Below are 21,395 nucleotides of genomic sequence, written 5' to 3'. Positions count from 1 at the left end.
GGCGAGCCCTCTCCCGTCGACGCCGCGTCAGCTCGCGGCGGCCCCGAACCACTGGGGCAACTGGCCCTCCAGCTCCCGCTGGTCCTCGCCGGCCCACGCCACGTGCCCGTCCGGCCGCAACAGCACGGCGGGCACGTCCAGTTCCTCACTCGTGTCGACGACGTGGTCGACCCGGTCCGCCCAGCCCGCCACCGAGAGCCGGCCGGTCTGGTCGAGCAGCAGCCCACGGCCGCCGTGCATGAGCCCGTACAGCCGCCCGCGCTTCAACTCCACGTCCCGCAGCCGTCGGCCGAGCAGGTCGTGCCCCGCGCCGAAGTCGTAGCGGACCCCGATCGCGGTGATCTTCTCGATCAGGCGCCGGTTCACGTTCTCGAAGCCCGTCAGCTCCGAGAGGAGTCGGCGCACCGCGAGCGCGCCCGGGTCGTCGGACATCAGGTGGATCTGCGCGCGGGTGTTGTCGAGCACGTCCGCGGCCACCGGGTGCCGTTCGGCGTGGTAGCTGTCGAGCAGCCCGTCCGGCGCCCAGCCGTGCACGGTGGCGGCCAGCTTCCAGCCGAGGTTGACCGCGTCCTGGATGCCGAGGTTGAGGCCCTGCCCGCCGGTCGGCGGGTGGATGTGCGCCGCGTCGCCCGCGAGCAGCGCCCGGCCGACCCGGTAGCGCTCGGCCTGCCGCGTCGCGTCGCCGAAGCGGGACAGCCAGCGCGGCGAGTGCACGCCCAGGTCGGTCCCGGCGAACGCCCGCAACTGCTGCTTGAACTCCTCCAGGGTCGGCGGGGTCGTCCGGTCCTCGGACACCCCGTCGGCGGGCACGATCACGCGGTACACGCCGTCCCCCATGGGCATCGCGCCGAACCGCTGCTGGGTCTTGCGGACCTCGGCCACCACCTCCGTCAGCGTCTCCTGCGACACGCCGAGCTCCATCGCGCCGAGCAGGGTCTCGACCCGGGCGGGCTCACCGGGGAAGTCGACGCCGAGCAGCTTGCGCACCGTGCTGCGGCCGCCGTCGCAGCCCACCAGATAGCGCGAGCGCAGCCGCGTGCCGTCGGCGAGATCGACCTCCACCCCGTCCCCGTCCTGGCTCAGCGCCACCACCTCGCAGCCGCGCCGGATCTCGGCCCCCGACTCGGTGGCGCGCTCGGTGAGGAGCCGCTCGGTGATCTCCTGCGGGATGCCGAGGACGTACGAGTGCGCGGTGTCGAGGTCCTCGGGCCACGACGTGCCGAGACCGGCGAAGAAGCCCCCGACCGTGAACTGCTTCCCCAGCGGCAGGAACTTCTCAAGCAGGCCGCGCTGGTCCATCAGCTCGATGCTGCGCACGTGCAGCCCCTGCGCGCGAGACTGCTTGGTCGGCTCCGTCTCCTTCTCCAGGACGACCACCCGCACATCGTGCAGCCGCAGCTCAGCGGCCAGCATCAAGCCGGTCGGGCCGCCACCGGTGATGATCACGTCAAACATGGAACCTCCATGAAGCAAACAAAAGCGTACGCACTTCGCGAACTCTTGATTTCCGCAGGTCCTGGCCTGGGCCGGTCATTGTGCGCCATGCCCCGGGCCTTGCTGCAAGCCCCCTCGCGCGCTATACCTTGGGAGTGGCAAGGAGGCGTTTCTCTCCTTGCCTTCTTGTGTTTACGGGCGGCTTCGCTCGTACGGGCGGTTGTTCATGGGCGGTCGCGGGGCGCGGGCCGGAGCAGGGGACCGGACACCGGTGCGTCCCCGAGGTCGCCGTCCTGATGCCGCAGAACCCAGTCGTCGAGGTCCCGCGCGGCCTCCAGCGGCTCCCGCAGCAGGTACGACCGCCACCCGTCGGACTCGCCGACGGCCGAGTCGGACTCGTCGCCGGGGGAGCGCGGTCGCTCGCGGAAGCGCGCCTCGGCGGCCACGAAACGCTGCCGGGCCGCCGCCCTCTGATCGTCGGGGCCTGGCTCTGGGTCGGCCTTCCGCTCGCGTACGGCGTCTACGAGCTCGTACACAAGGCCAAACAGCTCTTCACCGGGTGACACGATGTGGCGAAGCATCCAAAGCGGACGCCCCTTTCCTGTCGCATTACCTCACCTGTTACCCGTGAGTCGCTGAGCAGACTGGACGGTCACGCACGTCCCGCACCGCCTGCACCACGAGGGGATCCGCCCATGCCCGGCTCACGCATCGCCGCCGTCGGCCACTACCAGCCCGCCAAGGTGCTCACGAACGACGACTTGACGGGCATGGTCGACACCAGCGACGAGTGGATCCGCTCCCGGGTGGGCATCCGCACCCGCCACATCGGGGGCCCCGAGGAGCCGGTCGACGAGCTCGCCGCGCACGCCGCCGCCAAGGCGCTCGCCTCCGCGGGCAGCGCGCCGTCGTCCGTGGACCTGGTCGTCGTCGCCACGTCCACGGCCATCGACCGCTCGCCGAACATGGCCGCGCGGGTCGCCGCCCGCCTCGGCCTCGCCTCGCCCGCCGCGATGGACGTCAACGTCGTCTGCGCGGGCTTCACGCACGCGCTCGCCACCGCCGACCACGCCGTACGGGCCGGGGCGGCGAGCCGGGCGCTGGTCATCGGCGCCGACAAGATGTCCGACGTCACGGACTGGACCGACCGCACGACGTGCGTGCTCGTCGGCGACGGGGCGGGCGCGGCCGTCGTCGAGCCGTGCGCGGACGGGGAGGAGCCCGGGATCGGCCCGGTCCTGTGGGGCTCGGTGCCGGAGATGGGGCACGCGGTGCGCATCGAGGGGATGCCGCCACGGTTCGCGCAGGAGGGGCAGAGCGTCTACCGCTGGGCCACCACGCGGCTGCCGCCGCTGGCCCGCGCCGCCTGCGAACGCGCCGGTCTGGTCCCCGCCGACCTCGCGGCGGTCGTCCTGCACCAGGCCAACCTGCGCATCGTCGAGCCGCTCGCCGACCGCATCGGCGCCGTCAACGCGGTCGTCGCGCGGGACGTGGTGGACTCCGGCAACACCTCGGCCGCGTCGGTGCCGCTCGCCCTGTCCAAGCTGGTCGAGCGGGGTGAGATCTCCAAGGGGGATCCGGTGCTGCTGTTCGGGTTCGGGGGGAACTTGTCGTACGCGGGGCAGGTCGTGCGCTGTCCCTGAGGCGGTCTTTCCCTGCGCCGTGAGGTGGCGTCTCCTCGCGCCCTGAGATGGCGTCCGCCGTTGTGACGCGCCCAACTGCCCCTGGTACTGGCCCTTGTGCTCGGTAAACTGTAGACAAAAGCCAATCTGTTTGACTTGGCTTGACGTCGTCCAGGAGGGGGCCGGGATGTTGTCCGCAGGACTGCCACAGGGGACAGTGCCCAAGTTGGAACGGCCGGGCCCGCTGCGCGAACGGGTCTACGAGGCGCTGCTGGAACTCATCACCACACGCGCCCTGCGTCCCGGCCAGCACCTCGTCGAGAGCGAACTCGCCGGGCACCTGGGCGTGTCCAGGCAGCCCGTGCGCGAGGCGCTGCAGCGTCTGAACACCGAGGGGTGGGTGGATCTGCGGCCCGCGCAGGGGGCGTTCGTGCACGAGCCGACGGAGGAGGAGGCCGACCAACTCCTCGCCGTCCGCACCCTCTTGGAGGCCGAGGCCGCACGGCTCGCCGCCGCCAACGCCGGTACGGCCGGGATCGCCGCCCTCGAAGAGCTGTGCGCCAAGGGCGAGTCGGCCGTCGCCGACGGTGACGTGGACCTCGTCGTCGCCACGAACGCGGCGTTCCACGCCAAGGTGATGGAACTGGCCGGGAACGTAGTCCTCGCCGAGCTGGCCGGGCAGGTCGACCGGCGCGTCCGCTGGTACTACACGCCGGTGGCCCGCCGGCGCGGCAAACAGTCCTGGGTCGAGCACCGCGAACTCATCGCCGCGATCGCCGCTCGGGACGAAGCCCGGGCGACGGAGGTCATGCGGGCGCATACGGAGCACACGCGGAAGACGTACCACGCACGTGAGGCGCCCTGACCGGGCCTGTTCGGGTGGGCCGGGGGCGCCGCCGATCGCGCTGCGCGCTCGTCCTCAATCGCCGGACGGGCTATCTCCCACCCACCTGCCCCAACGATCCGGACTGAGCAACGGCCCGGCACATCCAGCCGGTCCGGCGTTTGAGGACGAGCGCGCAGCGCCGACAACGGGGTCCGGGGCGGAGCCCCGGGGTTCGGGAAGGGGTGGGATGGGGGAGCCCCCGGCAAGGCCCCACCCCACCCCCCTTTGTCCTCGGACTGGAGAAAGTCGGAGGGAATTCGGGCGCAACTTCTTCCCAGCCCCGGCAACCGCTGCTACGTTCCCCTCGAAAGCCCAACGAACACACACGGGATTCGGCCGAACAGGCGGGGAGGGGCGCGTGAGACGTATGACGGCTCGACCCGCCAACGCGCACCAGGCGCGGCTACTGCGGCTGCTGCGCGACGGAGGGCCCAACTCCCGCGCCCAACTGGGCGACCAGGTCGACCTCTCCCGGTCCAAACTGGCCGTGGAGGTGGACCGCCTCCTGGAAACGGGCCTGGTGGTCGCCGACGGCCTCGCGGCGTCCCGAGGCGGCCGCCGCTCCCACAACATCCGCCTGGCCCCGGCCCTCCGCTTCCTCGGCGTGGACATCGGCGCGACCTCGGTCGACGTCGCCGTCACCAACGCCGAGCTGGAGGTCCTCGGCCACATCAACCAGCCCATGGACGTGCGCGAGGGCCCGGTCGCGGTCTTCGAGCAGGTCCTCGCGATGGCGGCCAAGTTGCGTGCCTCGGGACTCGCGGAGGGGTTCGACGGCGCCGGCATCGGCGTACCGGGCCCCGTCCGCTTCCCCGAGGGCGTCCCGGTCGCGCCGCCGATCATGCCCGGCTGGGACGGCTTCCCCGTGCGGGAGGCGCTCAGCCAGGACCTCGGCTGCCCGGTGATGGTCGACAACGACGTGAACCTGATGGCGATGGGCGAGCAGCACGCGGGCGTCGCCCGCTCCGTGGGCGACTTCCTGTGCGTCAAGATCGGCACCGGTATCGGCTGCGGCATCGTCGTCGGCGGCGAGGTGTACCGCGGTACGACGGGCAGCGCGGGCGACATCGGCCACATCCAGGTCGAGCCGGACGGCCGCCCGTGCGCGTGCGGCAACAAGGGCTGTCTGGAGGCGTACTTCAGCGGCGCCGCGCTCGCCCGCGACGCCGAGGAGGCCGCCCACCAGGGGCGTTCACCGGAGCTCTGCACCCGCTTCGAGAACTCCGGCGCGCTCACGGCCGTCGACGTCGCCGCGGCGGCGGCCGCCGGTGACGCCACCGCCCTCGACCTGATCCGCGCCGGCGGCAACCGCACCGGCCAGGTCATCGCGGGCCTCGTCAGCTTCTTCAACCCCGGCCTCGTGGTGATCGGCGGCGGCGTCACCGGCCTCGGTCACACGCTGCTCGCCGCGATCCGCACCCAGGTCTACCGCCAGTCGCTGCCCCTCGCGACCGGCAACCTCCCCATCGTCCTCGGTGAGCTGGGCCCCACCGCCGGAGTCATCGGCGGCGCCCGCCTCATCAGCGACCACCTGTTCTCCCCGGCCTAGCCGCCCCGGACGTACGTAGGACGCGCGAGCGATGGCCGCAGCATCTTGATCGACATTGTCATGCCCTTAACAAGATCCCCCTGCCCTTTTCCATCGGCCCCATTGCCTCCATCGGCCCCATCGCCCCCATCGGCTCTGCCAGCTCCATCAACTCCGTCCCGCCTCTCTCCGCTTCAACCTGCTCTGCCCTGAAACCGGCCGCACCCCCCGAGGGAACCGTCATGGCACCAGAACCACCCCTGCTCACCATGTCCGGCATCACCAAGTCGTTCCCGGGCGTCCGCGCGCTCGACGGCGTCGACCTGCAGGTACAGGCCGGTGAGGTGCACTGTCTGCTCGGCCAGAACGGCGCCGGCAAGTCCACGCTCATCAAGGTCCTCGCGGGCGCCCACCAGCCGGACGACGGCACCATCGCCTGGCGCGGCGACGAGGTCATCCTGCGCTCGCCGATCGCCGCCATGCGCCTCGGCATCGCCACCATCTACCAGGAACTCGACCTGGTGGAGGGCCTGTCCGTCGCCGAGAACGTCTACCTCGGGCACGAGCCGACCGCCGCCGGTTTCATGGTGCGCGGACGCGACGCGCGCGCGTCGACGGCCGCGCTCCTGAGGCGGCTCGGGCACAGCGAGATCGACCCGGCGCGGCTCGTCGGTGACCTGTCCGCGGCCCAGCAGCAGATCGTGTCGATGGCCCGCGCGCTCTCCCACGAGGTGCGGCTGATCGTCATGGACGAGCCGTCCGCCGCGCTCGACCCGGACGAGGTCGACAACCTCTTCCGCATCGTGGGTGATCTGACGGCCGACGGCGTCGCCGTCGTCTACATCTCCCACCGCTTGGAGGAGATCCGGCGCATCGGCGACCGCGTCACCGTCCTGAAGGACGGCCGCGCCGTAGCCGTCGGCCTGCCCGCCAAGGAGACACCGACACGCGAGGTCATCGCCCTGATGACGGGGCGCAACGTCGAGTACGTCTTCCCGGAGCGGAACCCTCGTGATCAGGAGGGCGCTCCCCGGCCCGAACCCGTGCTCGTCGTCCAAGGCCTCACCAGGGACGGCGAGTTCGCGCCCTTCGACCTCGAACTGCGCCCCGGCGAGATCGTCGGACTCGCCGGGCTCGTCGGCTCCGGGCGTTCGGAGATCCTGGAGACCATCTACGGCGCCCGCAAGCCGACGGGAGGCCAAGTCCAGGTAGGCGGACGTGTGTTGCGGCCCGGGAGCGTGCGCGCCGCGGTGCGCGCCGGGCTCGGTCTCGCCCCCGAGGAGCGCAAGGCGCAGGGCCTGCTCATGCTGGAGTCCGTCACCCGCAATGTGTCCGTGTCCTCCATGTCCCGCTTCTCGTACGGGGGCTGGCTGGACCGGTCGAAGGAGCGCGAGGCCGCCCGCGCCGCGACGCGTGAGCTGTCGCTGCGGCCCGACAACCCCTCGGTCCCCGTGCGCGCCCTCTCCGGCGGCAACCAGCAGAAGGCGGTCCTCGCCCGGTGGCTGCTGCGCGGCTGCCGCGTCCTGCTGCTCGACGAGCCGACCCGCGGCGTCGACGTCGGCGCCCGCGCCGAGCTGTACACCGTCATCCGACGGCTCGCCGACGAGGGCCTCGCCGTACTCCTCGTCTCCAGCGAGGTGCCGGAGGTGCTCGGCCTCGCCGACCGCGTCCTCGTCCTGCGCGAGGGCCAGGTCATCCACACCGCACCCGCGCACGACCTCGACGAACACCGCGTACTCGACCTCGTCCTCGCGTCGAGTGCGCCAGGACCGACCCTCACCAAGGGCCCCCACGGCCCCGCCACCACGGAAGGAAGCCCGGCGTCATGACGCAGCCCGCATCGCCCGCCCGGCCCGTCACCGAGAAGAGTCCGCCGGCCGACGACCACAAGAGTCCGTGGCGGTCCCTCGTCACCCGCGTCGACATGCGCACGCTGTCGCTGCTCGGTGTGCTCGCCACCCTCGTCGTGATCGGTGGTGTCACGGAGCCCGACGCGTTCCTCGACACCGACAATCTGCAGCTGATCCTCACTCAGGCTTCGGTGATCGGCGTCGTCACGGTCGGCATGACCTTCGTGATCATTTCCGGCGGCATCGACCTGTCGGTGGGTGCGATCGTCGCGCTGGCGTCGGTGTGGGCGACGACGGTGGCCACGCAGGAGTACGGCTTCGCCGGGATCCTGTTCACGGCCGTGATCGTGGGTCTGGGCTGCGGGCTCGTGAACGGACTGCTCATCGCGTACGGCGGGATCGTGCCGTTCATCGCGACGCTGGCCATGCTCGCCTCGGGGCGCGGCCTCGCCCTTGAGATCACCGACGGCAAGACCCAGATGGTCACTGTGGACGGTGTCCTGAAGCTGGGGGAGCGCGAGCACTACGTCCTCGGCATCCCGCCGCTCGTGATCGTCTTCGCGGCCGTGACGGTGGTCGGCTGGCTGTTGCTGAACCGCACGACCTTCGGGCGGCGGTCGGTGGCGGTGGGCGGCAACGCCGAGGCGGCGCGGCTCGCGGGCATCGACGTACGGCGGCAGCGGCTCTACCTGTATCTCCTTTCGGGGCTGTGCTGCGGCATCGCGGCGTTCCTGCTGATCGTCCTCGCGGGGTCGGGTCAGAACACCAACGGCAATCTGTACGAGCTGGACGCCATCGCGGCCGTGATCATCGGCGGCACCTTGCTGAGCGGGGGCCGGGGCACGATCACCGGGTCCGTGCTCGGCGTCCTGATCTTCACCACGATCACCAACATCTTCGCGCTCAACAACCTGGAGACCGCCGTCCAGCAGATCGCCAAGGGCGCGATCATCGTGGCCGCGGTCCTCGTCCAGCGGCGTACGGCTACCACGTAAGGGGTTCACTGTCATGCCAGATTTCGCGAGCCGCAGAGGACTGCTCTTCGGAGCGGCCGCCGTGTCGGCCGGTGCCGTGCTCACCGGCTGCACCAGCAACGAGTCCAAGGACGACGACTCGCCGTCCGACAACAACCTGGCCGTCGCCGACGACAAGCCCGGCAAGAAGGTCACCATCGGCTTCGCCGGTCCGCAGGCCGACCACGGCTGGCTGAACGCCATCAACGAGAACGCCAAGTCGCGGGCGAAGAAGTACAAGGACGTCACGCTGGAGGCCACCGAGGGCTCCAACGACACCGCCGCCCAGATCGGCCAGGTCGAGACCCTCATCAACAAGAAGGTCGACGTCCTCGTCATCCTGCCCGCCGACGGCAAGGCCCTCACCCAGGTCGGCCTCAAGGCGATGAGGGCCGGGATCCCCGTCGTCAACCTCGACCGGATCTTCGCGTCGGCGCAGGCGTACCGCTGCTGGATCGGCGGCGACAACTACGGCATGGGCCTCAACGCCGGGCACTACATCGGCGAGAAGCTGAAGGGCAAGAAGAACGCCAAGGTCGTCGAGCTGGCCGGTCTGGACAACCTGGAGCTGACCAAGCAGCGCACCAAGGGCTTCGACGACGCGCTGAAGAACTACTCGAACATCGAGAAGGTCGCCCGGCAGGCCGCCGAGTTCACCGTCGAGTCCGGGCAGTCGAAGATGTCGCAGCTGCTCCAGGCGCAGAAGAACTTCGACGCCCTGTGGAACCACGACGACGACCAGGGTGTCGGTGCCCTGCGGGCGATCAAGCAGGCCGGGCGGGACGACTTCCTGATGGTCGGCGGCGCGGGCGCGCTCTCCGCGTTCCAGGAGATCAAGCAGGACCGGGGCGTGCTCAAGGCCACCGTCCTGTACCCGCCGACGATGGCGGCCTCCGCGATCGACCTGGCGCGGGCGCTCGGCCAGGGCAAGGGCGTCAGTGGCATGGCCGAGTTCGAGATCCCGGCCTCCCTGACGCTCTACTCGGCCGTCGTCGACAAAGACAACGTCGACCAGTACATGTCCACCGGCTTCAAGTGAGGCGGCCCGGCCGGCATCCGGTACGGGAGCGCTCCCGTACCGGACGCGGGGAGCTGAGCGCCGAGTTGAGTCGACGCGTCGACGAGGAGGAGTTACCGCATGAGTGAGACGGAGCACGAGGCCGGTCCCGGGGCAGACGGCGCCCACTCCGGCAACGACCACGGAGCCGACGCGGGAACGGCACGCGCCGACCGGGGCGCGGCGGGCGCCGGACCGCGCCGGGTGGGCGTCGGCATGGTCGGCTACGCCTTCATGGGCGCCGCCCACTCCCAGGGCTGGCGGACCGTCGGCCATGTCTTCGACCTGCCCCTGGGCGCGCGGCTCGCCGCCGTGTGCGGGCGCGACGGCACCGCCGTGCGCGCCGCCGCCGACCGGCTCGGCTGGGCCGCCGCCGAGACCGACTGGCGCGCCCTGATCGCCCGCGACGACGTCGACATCGTCGACATCTGCACGCCGGGCGACAGCCACGCGGAGATCGCCATCGCCGCGCTCGACGCGGGCAAGCACGTGCTGTGCGAGAAGCCGCTGGCCAACACCGTCGAGGAGGCCGAAGCCATGGCCGCCGCCGCCGAACGGGCCGCCGCGCGCGGCCAGGTGGCGATGGTCGGCTTCAACTACCGCCGGGTGCCCGCCCTCGCCCTGGCCCGCCGGATGGTCGTCGAGGGACGCCTCGGGACGCTGCGGCACGTCCGTCTCACCTACCTGCAGGACTGGCTGGTCGACCCCGGCTTCCCGCTGACCTGGCGGCTGCGCAAGGACCGCGCGGGCTCCGGCGCGCTCGGCGACCTCGGCGCGCACATCGTGGACCTCGCGCAGTTCCTCACGGGCGAGGCCGTCGCGGGCGTCTCGGCGCTGACGGAGACCTTCGTACGCGAACGGCCGCTGCCCGAGGGCTCCTCCACCGGGATCACGGCGGCGGGCACCGGGGCCGATCCGGGCGCCGATCCGGCCGCCGGGGCGCGGGCCGACGGCGGGTACGGGGCCAGGTCCGGGCAGGTCACCGTCGACGACGCCGCCGTCTTCGCGGCACGCTTCCCCTCCGGCGCCCTCGCCACCTTCGAGGCCACCCGGTTCGCCACCGGCCGCAAGAACGCCCTGCGACTCGAACTCAACGGCTCCGACGGCTCGCTGGCCTTCGACCTGGAGCGCCTGAACGAACTCTCCTTCCACGACCACACCGAGCCCGCCGCCTCCTCCGGCTTCCGCCGCATCCTCGTCACCGAGCCCGGTCACCCCTACCTGGAGGCCTGGTGGCCGCCGGGGCACGGACTCGGCTACGAGCACACCTTCGTGCACCAGGCCCGCGACCTGCTCCACGCCATCGCCACGGGCACCGCGCCCGCGCCCTCCTTCGCGGACGGCCTCTCGGTGCAGCGGGTCCTCGCGGCCGTCGAGGAGAGCGCCGAGAAGAACGCCGTGTACACCCCGGTGAGCGGCCCCACGCCCACCCCCGCCCCCGTCAACGCCAGCGTCAACCTCGTCTGAGGAGGCTCGCCGATGCCCCGCTCGTTCACGCTCTTCACCGGCCAGTGGGCGGACCTGCCCCTGGAGGAGGTCTGCACCCTCGCCCGCGACTTCGGCTACGACGGCCTCGAACTCGCCTGCTGGGGCGACCACTTCGAGGTCGACAAGGCCCTCTCCGACCCCGGCTACGTCGACGGGCGGCACGCCCTGCTCGACAAGTACGGCCTGAAGTGCTGGGCCATCTCCAACCACCTGGTCGGCCAGGCGGTCTGCGACGCGATCATCGACGAGCGCCATCAGGCGATCCTGCCGTCCCGCATCTGGGGCGACGGCGACGCGGAGGGCGTACGGCAGCGGGCCGCGGCCGAGATGGCGGACACCGCGCGGGCCGCGGCGAAGTTCGGCGTGGACACCGTCGTCGGCTTCACGGGCTCGGCGATCTGGCACCTGGTGGCGATGTTCCCGCCCGCGCCGGAGTCGATGATCGAGCGCGGCTACGAGGATTTCGCGGAGCGCTGGAACCCGATCCTGGACGTCTTCGACGCCGAGGGCGTCCGCTTCGCGCACGAGGTCCACCCCTCGGAGATCGCGTACGACTACTGGACGACGCACAAGGCCCTGGACGCCATCGGTCACCGTCCGGCCTTCGGCCTCAACTTCGACCCCTCCCACTTCGTGTGGCAGGACCTCGACCCGGTCGGCTTCCTCTACGACTTCCGGGACCGGATCTACCACGTCGACTGCAAGGAGGCCCGCAAGCGCCTCGACGGCCGCAGCGGCAGGCTCGGCTCCCATCTGCCCTGGGGCGATCCGCGGCGCGGCTGGGACTTCGTCTCCACCGGCCACGGGGACGTGCCCTGGGAGGACGTGTTCCGGATGCTGCGCTCGATCGGCTACGAAGGGCCCGTCTCGGTGGAGTGGGAGGACGCGGGGATGGACCGGCTGCAAGGCGCTCCGGAGGCCCTGCGGCATCTGAAGGCGTACGACTTCGAGCCTCCGACGGCGTCGTTCGACGCGGCGTTCGGCGGCGAGAAGTAGCTGGTCACGGGGGACCGCGGGGCCCGTCGGCGGGGCTCCGCGGTGCACCGGCCTGTCCGGAACCGAGTTTGTCCACGCGCGGGAAAAAGTCCAACTAAAGGGCTGTGCAAGGGCTTTTCGTCGAGGACAAACCTGGCTACCGTCCCTGATGTGTACAGGACATAGACCCCTCCCGGGGTGACGGCGCATCCCGGGCGCCACACCCGCACCCCCACAGCGAACGGCCCCCGACCGGAGGACCCCGTGCACAGACTCCGCCCACGCAACCGCAGCGGCCTCGCCCTGCTCACCGGAACCCTGCTCACCGCCGCCACCCTCACCTTCGCCGCGCCCCACGCGGGCGCCCAGGCGGACCCGCGGCCGCGGGCACAGCCGAAGGCCGAGGACTTCCAGCAGGTCACCCTCGCCAAGGGCGAGCCGGAGATGGGCGAGCCGATGACGCTCGCCGTGCTCCCCGACCGCTCCGTCCTGCACACCTCCCGCGACGGCACCGTCCGCCTGACCGACGCCACCGGGCAGACCAAGGTCGCCGGGAAGATCCCCGTCTACAGCCACGACGAAGAAGGCCTCCAGGGCGTCGGCGTCGACCCGGGCTTCGCCAAGAACAGGGCCGTCTACTTCTATTACGCCCCGCCCCTGAGCACCCCCGCGGGTGATGCCCCCAACGACGGCACCGCGGCCGATTTCAAGAAGTTCGACGGCGTGAACCGGCTCTCCCGCTTCGTCCTGAAGGCCGACGGCACCCTGGACACCAAGAGCGAGAAGAAGGTGCTCGACGTCCCGGCCAGCCGCGGCATCTGCTGCCACGTCGGCGGCGACATCGACTTCGACAAGAACGGCAACCTCTACCTGTCGACCGGCGACGACTCCAACCCCTTCGCCTCCGACGGCTACACCCCCATCGACGAGCGCGCCACCCGCAACCCCGCCTACGACGCCCAGCGCTCCGCCGGGAACACCAACGACCTGCGCGGCAAGATCCTTCGCATCAAGGTGCGGGGGGACGGCTCCTACTCCGTGCCCAGCGGGAACCTCTTCAAGAAGGGCACCAAGAAGACCCGCCCCGAAATCTACGCGATGGGCTTCCGCAACCCCTTCCGGATGAGCGTCGACAAGCCCACCGGCATCGTCTACGTCGGCGACTACGGCCCCGACGCGGGCAAGGCCGACCCCAAGCGCGGCCCCGCGGGACAGGTCGAGTTCGCCCGCGTCACCAAGCCCGGCAACTACGGCTGGCCGTACTGCACCGGCAAGAACGAGGCGTACATCGACTACGACTTCGCCACCGGCGCCTCCGGCTCGGCCTTCGACTGCGCCGCGCCGAAGAACACCTCGCCGCACAACACCGGCCTCACCGCGCTGCCCCCGGCGCAGCCCGCCTGGATCCCCTACGACGGCGGGTCCGTTCCCGAGTTCGGCACCGGCTCGGAGTCGCCGATGGGCGGCCCCGTCTACCGCTACGACGCGAAGCTGGACTCGCCCGTCAAGTTCCCGCAGGCGTACGACGGGAACTACTTCGCCGGTGAGTTCGGGCGGCGCTGGATCAAGCGCATCGACCAGGGCGCCGACGGCACCGTCAAGTCGATCAACGCCTTCCCCTGGAAGGGCACCCAGGTGATGGACATGGAGTTCGGCCCCGACGGCGCCCTGTACGTCCTGGACTACGGCACCGGCTTCTTCAACGGCGACGAGCACTCCGCCCTCTACCGCATCGAGAACGCCACCGGCGGCCACTCGCCGGTCGTCGAGGCCGGGGCGTCCGCGACCAGCGGCCAGGCCCCGCTCGCCACCAAGTTCACGGCGAAGGCCACGGACGCCGACGGCGACGCGCTGACGTACAGCTGGGACTTCGGGGACGGCGGCAAGTCCACGGAGCAGAACCCCTCGCACACGTACGACAAGAACGGCGTCTACACCGCTACCGTCACCGCCAAGGACCCCTCGGGCCGCACCGGCACCGCGAGCGCGCACGTCACCGTCGGCAACACCGCACCCACCGTGAAGCTGGAACTCCCCGAGGACGGACAGCTGTTCACCTTCGGCGACAAGGTGCCCTTCAAGGTGACCGTGACCGACCCGGAGGACGGCACGATCGACTGCTCCAAGGTCAAGGTCACCCACATCCTCGGCCACGACAGCCACGGCCACCCCGTGACCTCCGCCAACGGCTGCGAGGGCACCTTGCAGACGACCGCTGACGGCGAACACGACCCGAACGCCAACATCTTCGGGGTCTTCGACGCCGAGTACACCGACAAGGGCGCGAACGGCCAGCCCGCGCTCACCACCCACGACCAGAACGTCGTCCAGCCCAAGCACCGCCAGGGCGAGCACTACGGCGACTCCAAGGGTGTCTCCGTCGTCAGCCACACCCCGGCCCACGGGGGCAAGACCGTCGGCGACATCCACAACGGCGACTGGGTCTCCTTCAAGCCGTACGTCCTCTCCAACGCCACGAAGCTGACCGCGCGCGTGGCCTCTGCCGGCTCCGGCGGCACCCTTGAAGTACGCGCCGGATCGGCGGACGGGACGCTCCTCGGCAGCGCGAAGGTCGACCCCACCGGGTCGTGGGAGACGTACACCGACGTTCAAACCGGCCTCGCCGGAGCACCCGCCGGGACGACGACGCTGTTCCTCGTCTTCAAGGGCGAAGGCACCGGCGCGCTCTACGACGTCGACGACTTCACCATCACCACGAGCTGAGGAAGGGGGCACCCCATGCGCGCACCAGCACGTCTGATCACCGCGACGGCTGCCGCCGCCCTGCTGATCGGCTGCGTGTCGGGTCCGGCTGCGTCCGACTCGGACTCCGCCCGCCCGGACGGCGACCGGAAGAGGGCGGGCGAACGGGTCCTGGTCTTCTCCAAGACGGCCGGGTTCCGCCACGACTCCATCCCCGACGGCGTCGCGGCCGTCAAGGACCTCGGCGCCGGACACGGCTTCACCGTCGACGCGACCGAGAACGCGGGCGCCTTCACCTCCAAGAACCTCGCCCGCTACGACGCCGTCATCTGGCTCTCCACCACCGGAGACGTCCTGAACGGCAAACAGCAGTCCGCCTTCGAGCGCTACATCCGCGCGGGCGGAGGCTACGTCGGCGTGCACGCCGCCGCCGACACCGAGTACGACTGGCCCTTCTACGGCCGCCTCGCGGGCGCCTACTTCCAGTCCCACCCCGCGATCCAGCCCGCGAAGATCAAGGTCGAGGACCACGCCCACCCGGCCACCGCGCACCTCGGCGCGGGCTGGGACCGCACCGACGAGTGGTACAACTACCGCGCCAGCCCGCGCGACCGGGCGCGCGTCCTCGCCTCCCTCGACGAGTCGTCCTACAGCGGCGGCAGCATGGGCGGCGACCATCCCATCGCCTGGTGCCAGGGCTCCGTCGACGGCACCCCGGGGCGCTCCTTCTACACCGGCGGCGGCCACACCAAGGAGTCCTACGCCGACCCCGCCTTCCGGGGGCACCTCCTCGGCGGCATCCGCTACGCCGCCGGTGCCGCCCAGGCCGACTGCCGTCCCGAGCAGGGCCACACCCCGCTCTTCGACGGCACCGCCGCGTCCCTCGCCCGCTGGAAGCAGGCCGGGCCCGGCTCCTTCGAGCGGAAGGACGACGGCACCATCACCTCCGTCGGCGGCATGGGCCTGCTCTGGTACGAACCCAAGCAGTTCGGCTCGTACTCCCTGAAGCTCGACTGGAAGATCTCCGGCGCCGACAAGGACGACAACTCCGGGATCTTCGTGGGCTTCCCGCCCTCCGACGACCCCTGGACCGCCGTGAACAACGGCTACGAGATCCAGATCGACGCCACCGACGTCCCCGAGAAGACCACCGGCTCGGTCTACGGCTTCAAGTCCGCCGACCTCGCCGCCCGCGACCGGGCCCTCAACCCGCCGGGGGAGTGGAACACCTACGAACTCCGCGTCGAGGGCGAGCACCTGCAGATCTGGCTCAACGGCGTGAAGATCAACGACTTCACCAACACCGACCCGGTACGGAGCCTGCGCGACGGCCACATCGGCATCCAGAACCACGGCGCCGACGACCAGGTCACGTTCCGCGACATCCGCATCAAGGAGCTCCCCACCGGCAAGGGGCTCCCCACCGGCCCGGACCTGCCCACCCACGGGGAGGTGGGCAGCCGATAGACGACGGTGGGCGGAGGACGCCGGACCTCCGCCCACCGTCTTGCCCTGCCCGCCGCGCGCGGGTCGGAGTCTGCTCCGTGCGGGGCGGGGCTCGGCCCCTGGGAGACGGGGTCCGCTCTGTGCGGTGCGGTGCGCGCTCTGTGCGGCGTGGGGTTCGCTTCGCGCGGCGTGGAGTTCGGCCCGTGTGGTGCGGGGTTCGCCTCGTGCGGTGCGGGGTTCGCCTCGTGGGGCGTGGAGTTCGCCCCGTGTGGTGCGGGGTTTGCTTCGCGCGGCGTGGAGTTCGCTTCGTGTGGCGTGGGCCCAGGCCCGTGTGGTGTGGGTGATGTACCGCAAGGCGCGGGCCCAGGCCCGTGTGGTGTGGGTGATGTACCGCAAGGCGCGGGCCCAGGCCCGTGTGGTGCGGGTGATGTACCGCAAGGCGCGGGCCCCGTTCCGCGAGGCGCGGGTGACGACCGTACGTGTCCGACGACAGGAGGCAGCCGTGTCCACCGAGTCCCCTTCTGCCAGCGCGCGCCCGACCGCTTCCACCGCCCCGGGCCCGACCGGGGTGTGGCTGATCGGAGCGCGCGGCTCCGTCGCGACGACAGCCATCGCGGGCTGCGCGGCGATGTCGGCGGGGCTGCACCCGCCCACCGGCCTGGTCACCGAGACACCTCCCTTCTCCGGCACCGGACTGCCAACGTTGTCCTCCCTCGTCTTCGGCGGGCACGACACCATGGAGTGCCCGCTCCCCAAACGCGCCGAACACCTCGCCGCCGGAGGTGTCCTGCCCCACGGCCTCCCTGCCGCCGTGCACGCCGAACTGGCCGCCGCCGACGCCGAGATCCGCCCGGGCGGCCCCCTCCCCGGCGACTCCCGAACCGACGACGAACTGATCACCGCCTTCGCCCAGGAGATGCGCGACTTCGCCCACCGCCACCGGCTCGCCCGCGTGGTCGTGATCAACGTGGCTTCGACGGAACCGGTGGCCGTCCCGGGGGGAACGGCTGCGGGCTCGACAGGGTCGGCGCCTGGTTCGACTGGGTCGGCCTCCACTTCTTGTGGGTCGGCTTCCGCTCCCGACGGGTCGGTGTCCGGCTCGGGCGGGTCGGGGCCCGGATCGGTCGGCGGCGCCTCGGACCCGGCTGGTCCGGCACCTTCGCCCGATGCGGGGCCTGCCTCCGCCGGACGGTCCCTCACCTCGGCCGGGTCGGCCCGTGCTTCGACGGGCTCGTCCTTGGACTTGGCTGGGTCGGCCAGTGTCTCGACGGATCTGGCCCTGGCCCTGGACGGTTCGGTCCCTGCCTCGGCCGACCAGGCCCTGGGCCCAGCCGAGTCGGCCCCCGCCACCCCCGATTCAGGCCTCGGCTCGCCCGAATCGGCGCCAGCCTCAGCCGAACCACCCCTCCTCTCCGCCGACCGGCTGCCGCCCAGTTCCCTCTACGCCGCCGCCGCGCTCCGCGCCGGTGCCCCCTACGTCAACTTCACCCCCTCGACCGGCCTGCACCACCCCGCCCTCGCCGACCTGGCCGCCGCCTCCGGGCTGCCCTTCGCCGGGCGGGACGGCAAGACCGGGCAGACCCTGCTCCGGTCCGTGCTCGGCCCGATGTTCGCCCAGCGCGCCCTGGCCGTCCGTGCCTGGTCCGGCACCAACCTCCTCGGCGGCGGCGACGGTGCCGCCCTCGCCGACCCCGCCGCGGCCGCCGCCAAGAACGCGGGCAAGGAACGCGTCCTCGCCGACACCCTCGGCGCCGTCCCCGAGGGCGAGGTCCACATCGACGACGTCCCCGCCCTCGGCGACTGGAAGACCGCCTGGGACCACATCGCCTTCGACGGGTTCCTCGGCACCCGCATGACCCTCCAGACCACCTGGCAGGGCTGCGACTCGGCCCTCGCCGCGCCCCTGATCCTGGACCTGGCCCGCCTCCTCGCCCGCGCCCACGAAGCGGGACTCGACGGACCACGCCCCGAACTCGCCTTCTACTTCAAGGACCCGGACCCCGGCGCCTCCTCCGCCCTGCCCGACCAGCACCTCGCTCTCCTCGCCTTCGCCGACCGCCTCCGGGAGACCACGTGACCGCCCGGCGCCCGGCGCCACATCGGCCGCCTCACCCCCTGCCCGCGTCGGCCCCCGTCACCGCGCCCGCCTCCGCACCGCCACGGCTGCCCGCGCTCCTGTCACCCCTTTCCGCCCTGTCCTCCCTCTTCGCGCGTCCCGAGGAGGCCTCATGAACCTCCGCGCCTGGGCTGAGCTCCTCCGCCTGCCCGCCCTGTTCACCGTCCCCGGCGACGCCCTCGCGGGCGCCGCCGCCACCGGCCTGCGCCCCGGCCGGGGCACCTTCCTCGCCATCGGCTCCTCCCTCTGCCTGTACGAGGCCGGGATGGCCCTGAACGACTGGGCCGACCGCGACGAGGACGCCGTCGACCGCCCCCATCGCCCCATCCCCTCGGGCCGCGTCACCCCCACCGCCGCCTTCACCGCCGCGGTCGCGCTCACCGTGGGCGGCCTCGCCCTGGCCTCCCGCGCGGGCCGCCCCGCCCTGGCCACCGCCACCGCCCTCGCCGGCACGGTCTGGGCGTACGACCTGGGCCTCAAGCGCACTCCCGCAGGTCCCGTGGCCATGGCGGCGGCCCGGGGCCTTGACCTGCTGCTGGGGGCCACGGCCACGGCGACAGGAGCGGGCGCTCGGGCGGACGCGGGCACACCTCTGTCCTCGGCCGCGGATTCCGGTGCGGCACAGGCCGTTGCGCAGACCCCGCTCGGGGGAGCCCGTACCGCCGAGGCCCCGGCAACCTGCCCCACCAGGCCCGGCGCGACGCGCCCCACCAGGCCCGGCGCGACGCACTCCGTCAGGTCCGAGGCGACACTTCCCGCTAAGGCCTCGACCGCACCCCACCGCACCGACCTCCACCTCCCAGACCACCACCGCACCCGCCCCCACCGCCCAGGCCCCGCGACAGCGGCCCGCGCCGCCCTGCCCGCCGCAGCCACCCTCGCCGCCCACACCCTCGCCGTGACCACGGTGTCCCGGCACGAGACCCAGGGCGGCTCGACCGGGGCCCCGTTGGGCGCCCTCGCCACGACGCTCGCGCTCGGGCACGCCGTGGCGTACACCCCGCACCCCCCGGCAGGTCGGCGGACCGCAGCCGCCGCCGGCCCGCCGGGCACCACCTCCGGCCTCCCGGGCACCACCTCCGGCCTCCCGAGCACCGCGTCCGTTCGGTCGAGCACCACCCTCGCCCTCGGCACGGCCTACGCCGCCACGGCCGCCCGCCCCTACCTCCACGCGGCCCTGAACCCTTCACCTCCCTTGACCCAACGCGCCGTCGGCGGCGGCATCCGTGCCCTGATTCCGCTCCAGGCCGCCCTCGCGGCCCGCTCCGGTGCCCTCGGCACGGCCCTGTTCACGGCGGCCCTGGCCCCGCTGGCCCGCCGGTTCGCCCGCAAGGTGAGTGTGACGTGAGCGCGGGCGACGGCACGATCACGGGCGGGACGGCGGCCGCACCCGTGCGACCCCGGTTCGGCTACGGCACCAACGGGCTCACCGACCTGCGGCTCGACGACGCCCTCGGCCTGCTCGCCGACCTCGGCTACGCCGGTGTCGGACTGACCCTCGACCACATGCACCTCGACCCCCTCGCACCCGACCTGGCCGCCCGCACCCGCCGTGTGGCCAGGCGCCTCAACCGGCTCGGCCTGACCGTCACCGTCGAGACGGGCGCCCGCTATGTCCTCGACCCGCGCCGCAAGCACGGCCCCTCCCTTCTCGATCCCGACCCCCAGCGCCGCGCCGACCGCGTACGCCTGCTCGTCCGCGCCGTCCAGGTCGCCGCGGACCTGGACGCCCACGCCGTCCACTGCTTCAGCGGCATCACCCCCGACGGCACCGACGACACCACCGCCTGGCAGCGCCTCGCCGACGCCCTGACCCCCGTCCTCGCCGCCGCGTCCGGTGCCGGAGTACCTCTCGCCATCGAGCCCGAACCCGGCCATCTGCTCGCCACGCTGGCCGACTTCCATCACCTCCGTCATCTGCTCGGCGACCCCGAACCCCTGGGCCTGACCCTCGACATCGGCCACTGCCAGTGCCTCGAACCCGAGTCACCCGCCGACTGCGTCCGCGCCGCCGCGCCCTGGCTCCGGCACGTCCAGATCGAGGACATGCGCCGCGGCGTCCACGAACACCTCCCGTTCGGCGACGGCGAGATCGACTTCCCGCCCGTCCTGCGCGCCCTCGCCGCCACCGGCTACCAGGGCCTGACCGTCGTCGAACTGCCCCGCCACTCCCACGCGGGCCCCGAACTCGCCTCCCGTTCCCTTGAGTTCCTGCGCCGGGCCGACCGGATCGCCGCCACCGGTTCCGCCGCCAGCGAGGCCGCACCCCGAGGAGGAACCTCGTGAGCAACAGCCCGCGGACCCTCACGGCCGACCTCCCCCCGGTCGCCGACCTCCGCTCCCGCCTCGACGCCGCCCTCGACGACGCCGCCCGCACCTGGCTCGACCAGGCCGTCACCGCGGCCGCCGCGAACCCCGCCGACAACACCTCCCCGCAAGCCACCTCGGCCCGGGCGACCTCGGCCCAGGACACCTTCGTCGAACCCACCTCCGCTCAACCCGGCACGGCCGCCTACCTCCCCGCGCCCGGCGCCACCCCTACCTGGGAGCTGCGATTCGCCGAAGCGGGCCGCCGTTGCGGGCCCGACCACGCCGACGCCGCCCGGCTGGTCCTCCTGCACGCCGCCCGCGCCGACACCGCCACCCTCACCCGGCTCTACGAACAGGGCACCGCCACCGAACGCCGCGCCGTCCTGGGCGCCCTGCCGCACCTGGTGCCGGGGCCCGACGCGCTGCCGCTGGTCGAGGACGCGCTGCGCACCAACGACACCCGGCTGGTCGCCGCCGCTCTCGGCCCGTACGCCGCCCGGCACCTGGCTCCCCACGACTGGCGTCACGCCGTCCTCAAGTGCCTGTTCACCGGCGTACCCGTCGACGCCGTCGCCGGTCTCGCCCACCGCGCCCGTGCCGACACCGAACTGGCCCGCATGCTCGGCGACTACGCCGCCGAACGCACCGCCGCCGGTCGCACCGTCTCCGGAGATCTGTACCGCGTCCTGGCCCTGACCGACCCGCCGATGGCCACCAATAGCGACACCCCGGCAACCCCCGGCCCCGACGACCGCGCGACGAGCCCCGACCACCCGGCGGCCGCGAATCCCGACCGACTGGCGGCCACCAGCCCAGACCACCTGGCGGCCCCCGCGCCCTTCGCGGCCCCTTCGACGCCCACCGGCGAGGAGCAGGAGTCCTGATGCGCATTTTCGACCCCCACATCCATATGACCTCCCGCACCACCGATGACTATGAGGCGATGTATGCGGCGGGGGTGCGTGCC

General features: G+C 72.3%; 16 protein-coding genes and 1 pseudogene. 16 read left to right on the top strand and 1 reads right to left on the bottom strand.

Annotated features, from left to right (window positions below):
- Positions 1-27 precede the first annotated feature (27 nt).
- Complete coding sequence (gene rox, locus ACZ6BG_RS37215) at positions 28-1,455, bottom strand: rifampin monooxygenase (RefSeq protein WP_469010297.1); 1,428 nt, start codon at positions 1,453-1,455, stop codon at positions 28-30.
- Positions 1,456-1,730: 275 nt separating this feature from the next.
- Between rox and ACZ6BG_RS37210 the strand changes: the two genes are divergently transcribed.
- The 16 genes and pseudogenes from ACZ6BG_RS37210 (at position 1,731) to ACZ6BG_RS37135 (ending at position 21,312) form a co-directional block, all read left to right on the top strand.
- Positions 1,731-1,997: an MFS transporter small subunit gene (locus ACZ6BG_RS37210; RefSeq protein ID WP_469010295.1), complete on the top strand. Its 267-nt coding sequence runs from the start codon at positions 1,731-1,733 to the stop codon at positions 1,995-1,997.
- A gap of 132 nt (positions 1,998-2,129) precedes the next feature.
- The gene (locus ACZ6BG_RS37205) at positions 2,130-3,077 is read left to right on the top strand and encodes a beta-ketoacyl-ACP synthase III (protein WP_469010293.1); all 948 of its coding nucleotides are present in this window, start codon (positions 2,130-2,132) and stop codon (positions 3,075-3,077) included.
- A gap of 166 nt (positions 3,078-3,243) precedes the next feature.
- Entirely contained in the window at positions 3,244-3,921 is a 678-nt protein-coding gene (locus ACZ6BG_RS37200; RefSeq protein WP_469010291.1) for a GntR family transcriptional regulator, read from the top strand.
- 388 nt (positions 3,922-4,309) lie between these two features.
- Positions 4,310-5,491 (top strand): ROK family transcriptional regulator, encoded by a 1,182-nt coding sequence (locus ACZ6BG_RS37195; RefSeq protein ID WP_289944158.1) that lies wholly within the window; start codon positions 4,310-4,312, stop codon positions 5,489-5,491.
- A 221-nt stretch (positions 5,492-5,712) separates the two neighbouring features.
- The gene (locus ACZ6BG_RS37190) at positions 5,713-7,299 is read left to right on the top strand and encodes a sugar ABC transporter ATP-binding protein (RefSeq protein ID WP_469010287.1); all 1,587 of its coding nucleotides are present in this window, start codon (positions 5,713-5,715) and stop codon (positions 7,297-7,299) included.
- On the top strand, positions 7,296-8,315 hold the full coding sequence (locus ACZ6BG_RS37185; protein WP_469010285.1) for an ABC transporter permease: 1,020 nt from the start codon (positions 7,296-7,298) through the stop codon (positions 8,313-8,315). The genes ACZ6BG_RS37190 and ACZ6BG_RS37185 overlap by 4 nt, the downstream gene beginning before the upstream one ends.
- Positions 8,316-8,328: 13 nt before the next feature.
- The gene (locus ACZ6BG_RS37180) at positions 8,329-9,372 is read left to right on the top strand and encodes a substrate-binding domain-containing protein (protein WP_469010282.1); all 1,044 of its coding nucleotides are present in this window, start codon (positions 8,329-8,331) and stop codon (positions 9,370-9,372) included.
- Between the two features lie 99 nt (positions 9,373-9,471).
- Positions 9,472-10,857 carry a Gfo/Idh/MocA family protein gene (locus tag ACZ6BG_RS37175; RefSeq protein WP_469010279.1) on the top strand — a complete coding sequence of 462 codons (1,386 nt, stop codon included), beginning with the start codon at positions 9,472-9,474 and terminating at the stop codon, positions 10,855-10,857.
- A 12-nt stretch (positions 10,858-10,869) separates the two neighbouring features.
- Positions 10,870-11,874: a sugar phosphate isomerase/epimerase family protein gene (locus tag ACZ6BG_RS37170; protein ID WP_469010277.1), complete on the top strand. Its 1,005-nt coding sequence runs from the start codon at positions 10,870-10,872 to the stop codon at positions 11,872-11,874.
- Between the two features lie 243 nt (positions 11,875-12,117).
- Positions 12,118-14,577 carry a PQQ-dependent sugar dehydrogenase gene (locus ACZ6BG_RS37165; protein WP_469010276.1) on the top strand — a complete coding sequence of 820 codons (2,460 nt, stop codon included), beginning with the start codon at positions 12,118-12,120 and terminating at the stop codon, positions 14,575-14,577.
- A 15-nt stretch (positions 14,578-14,592) separates the two neighbouring features.
- Positions 14,593-16,023, top strand: a complete 1,431-nt coding sequence (locus ACZ6BG_RS37160) for a ThuA domain-containing protein (RefSeq protein ID WP_469010274.1) — start codon at positions 14,593-14,595, stop codon at positions 16,021-16,023.
- Positions 16,024-16,504: 481 nt separating this feature from the next.
- Positions 16,505-16,987 (top strand): annotated as a pseudogene (locus ACZ6BG_RS37155) (inositol-3-phosphate synthase); the annotation flags it as partial.
- A complete protein-coding gene (locus ACZ6BG_RS37150) occupies positions 16,961-18,079 on the top strand; it encodes an inositol-3-phosphate synthase (RefSeq protein ID WP_469010543.1) in 1,119 nt (372 codons plus the stop codon). The pseudogene ACZ6BG_RS37155 and the gene ACZ6BG_RS37150, both read left to right, overlap by 27 nt.
- Before the next feature lie 151 nt (positions 18,080-18,230).
- A complete protein-coding gene (locus ACZ6BG_RS37145) occupies positions 18,231-19,466 on the top strand; it encodes a UbiA family prenyltransferase (RefSeq protein WP_469010271.1) in 1,236 nt (411 codons plus the stop codon).
- On the top strand, positions 19,463-20,404 hold the full coding sequence (locus ACZ6BG_RS37140) for a sugar phosphate isomerase/epimerase family protein (RefSeq protein ID WP_469010269.1): 942 nt from the start codon (positions 19,463-19,465) through the stop codon (positions 20,402-20,404). Before ACZ6BG_RS37145 ends, ACZ6BG_RS37140 begins: the two co-directional genes overlap by 4 nt.
- Complete coding sequence (locus ACZ6BG_RS37135; protein WP_469010267.1) at positions 20,401-21,312, top strand: EboA domain-containing protein; 912 nt, start codon at positions 20,401-20,403, stop codon at positions 21,310-21,312. Before ACZ6BG_RS37140 ends, ACZ6BG_RS37135 begins: the two co-directional genes overlap by 4 nt.
- Positions 21,313-21,395 lie beyond the last annotated feature (83 nt).

The organism is Streptomyces sp. NPDC041205 (assembly GCF_055591765.1).
The sequence above is the reverse complement of the archived record's forward strand: the minus strand, read 5'-3'. Positions and strand labels throughout refer to the sequence as shown.

Coding starts and splice junctions, on each gene's coding strand:
- rox (WP_469010297.1), bottom strand. CDS start 1,455: ATGTTTGACGTGATCATCACCGGTGGCGGCCCGACCGGCTTGATGCTG.
- ACZ6BG_RS37210 (WP_469010295.1), top strand. CDS start 1,731: ATGCCGCAGAACCCAGTCGTCGAGGTCCCGCGCGGCCTCCAGCGGCTC.
- ACZ6BG_RS37205 (WP_469010293.1), top strand. CDS start 2,130: ATGCCCGGCTCACGCATCGCCGCCGTCGGCCACTACCAGCCCGCCAAG.
- ACZ6BG_RS37200 (WP_469010291.1), top strand. CDS start 3,244: ATGTTGTCCGCAGGACTGCCACAGGGGACAGTGCCCAAGTTGGAACGG.
- ACZ6BG_RS37195 (WP_289944158.1), top strand. CDS start 4,310: ATGACGGCTCGACCCGCCAACGCGCACCAGGCGCGGCTACTGCGGCTG.
- ACZ6BG_RS37190 (WP_469010287.1), top strand. CDS start 5,713: ATGGCACCAGAACCACCCCTGCTCACCATGTCCGGCATCACCAAGTCG.
- ACZ6BG_RS37185 (WP_469010285.1), top strand. CDS start 7,296: ATGACGCAGCCCGCATCGCCCGCCCGGCCCGTCACCGAGAAGAGTCCG.
- ACZ6BG_RS37180 (WP_469010282.1), top strand. CDS start 8,329: ATGCCAGATTTCGCGAGCCGCAGAGGACTGCTCTTCGGAGCGGCCGCC.
- ACZ6BG_RS37175 (WP_469010279.1), top strand. CDS start 9,472: ATGAGTGAGACGGAGCACGAGGCCGGTCCCGGGGCAGACGGCGCCCAC.
- ACZ6BG_RS37170 (WP_469010277.1), top strand. CDS start 10,870: ATGCCCCGCTCGTTCACGCTCTTCACCGGCCAGTGGGCGGACCTGCCC.
- ACZ6BG_RS37160 (WP_469010274.1), top strand. CDS start 14,593: ATGCGCGCACCAGCACGTCTGATCACCGCGACGGCTGCCGCCGCCCTG.
- ACZ6BG_RS37145 (WP_469010271.1), top strand. CDS start 18,231: ATGAACCTCCGCGCCTGGGCTGAGCTCCTCCGCCTGCCCGCCCTGTTC.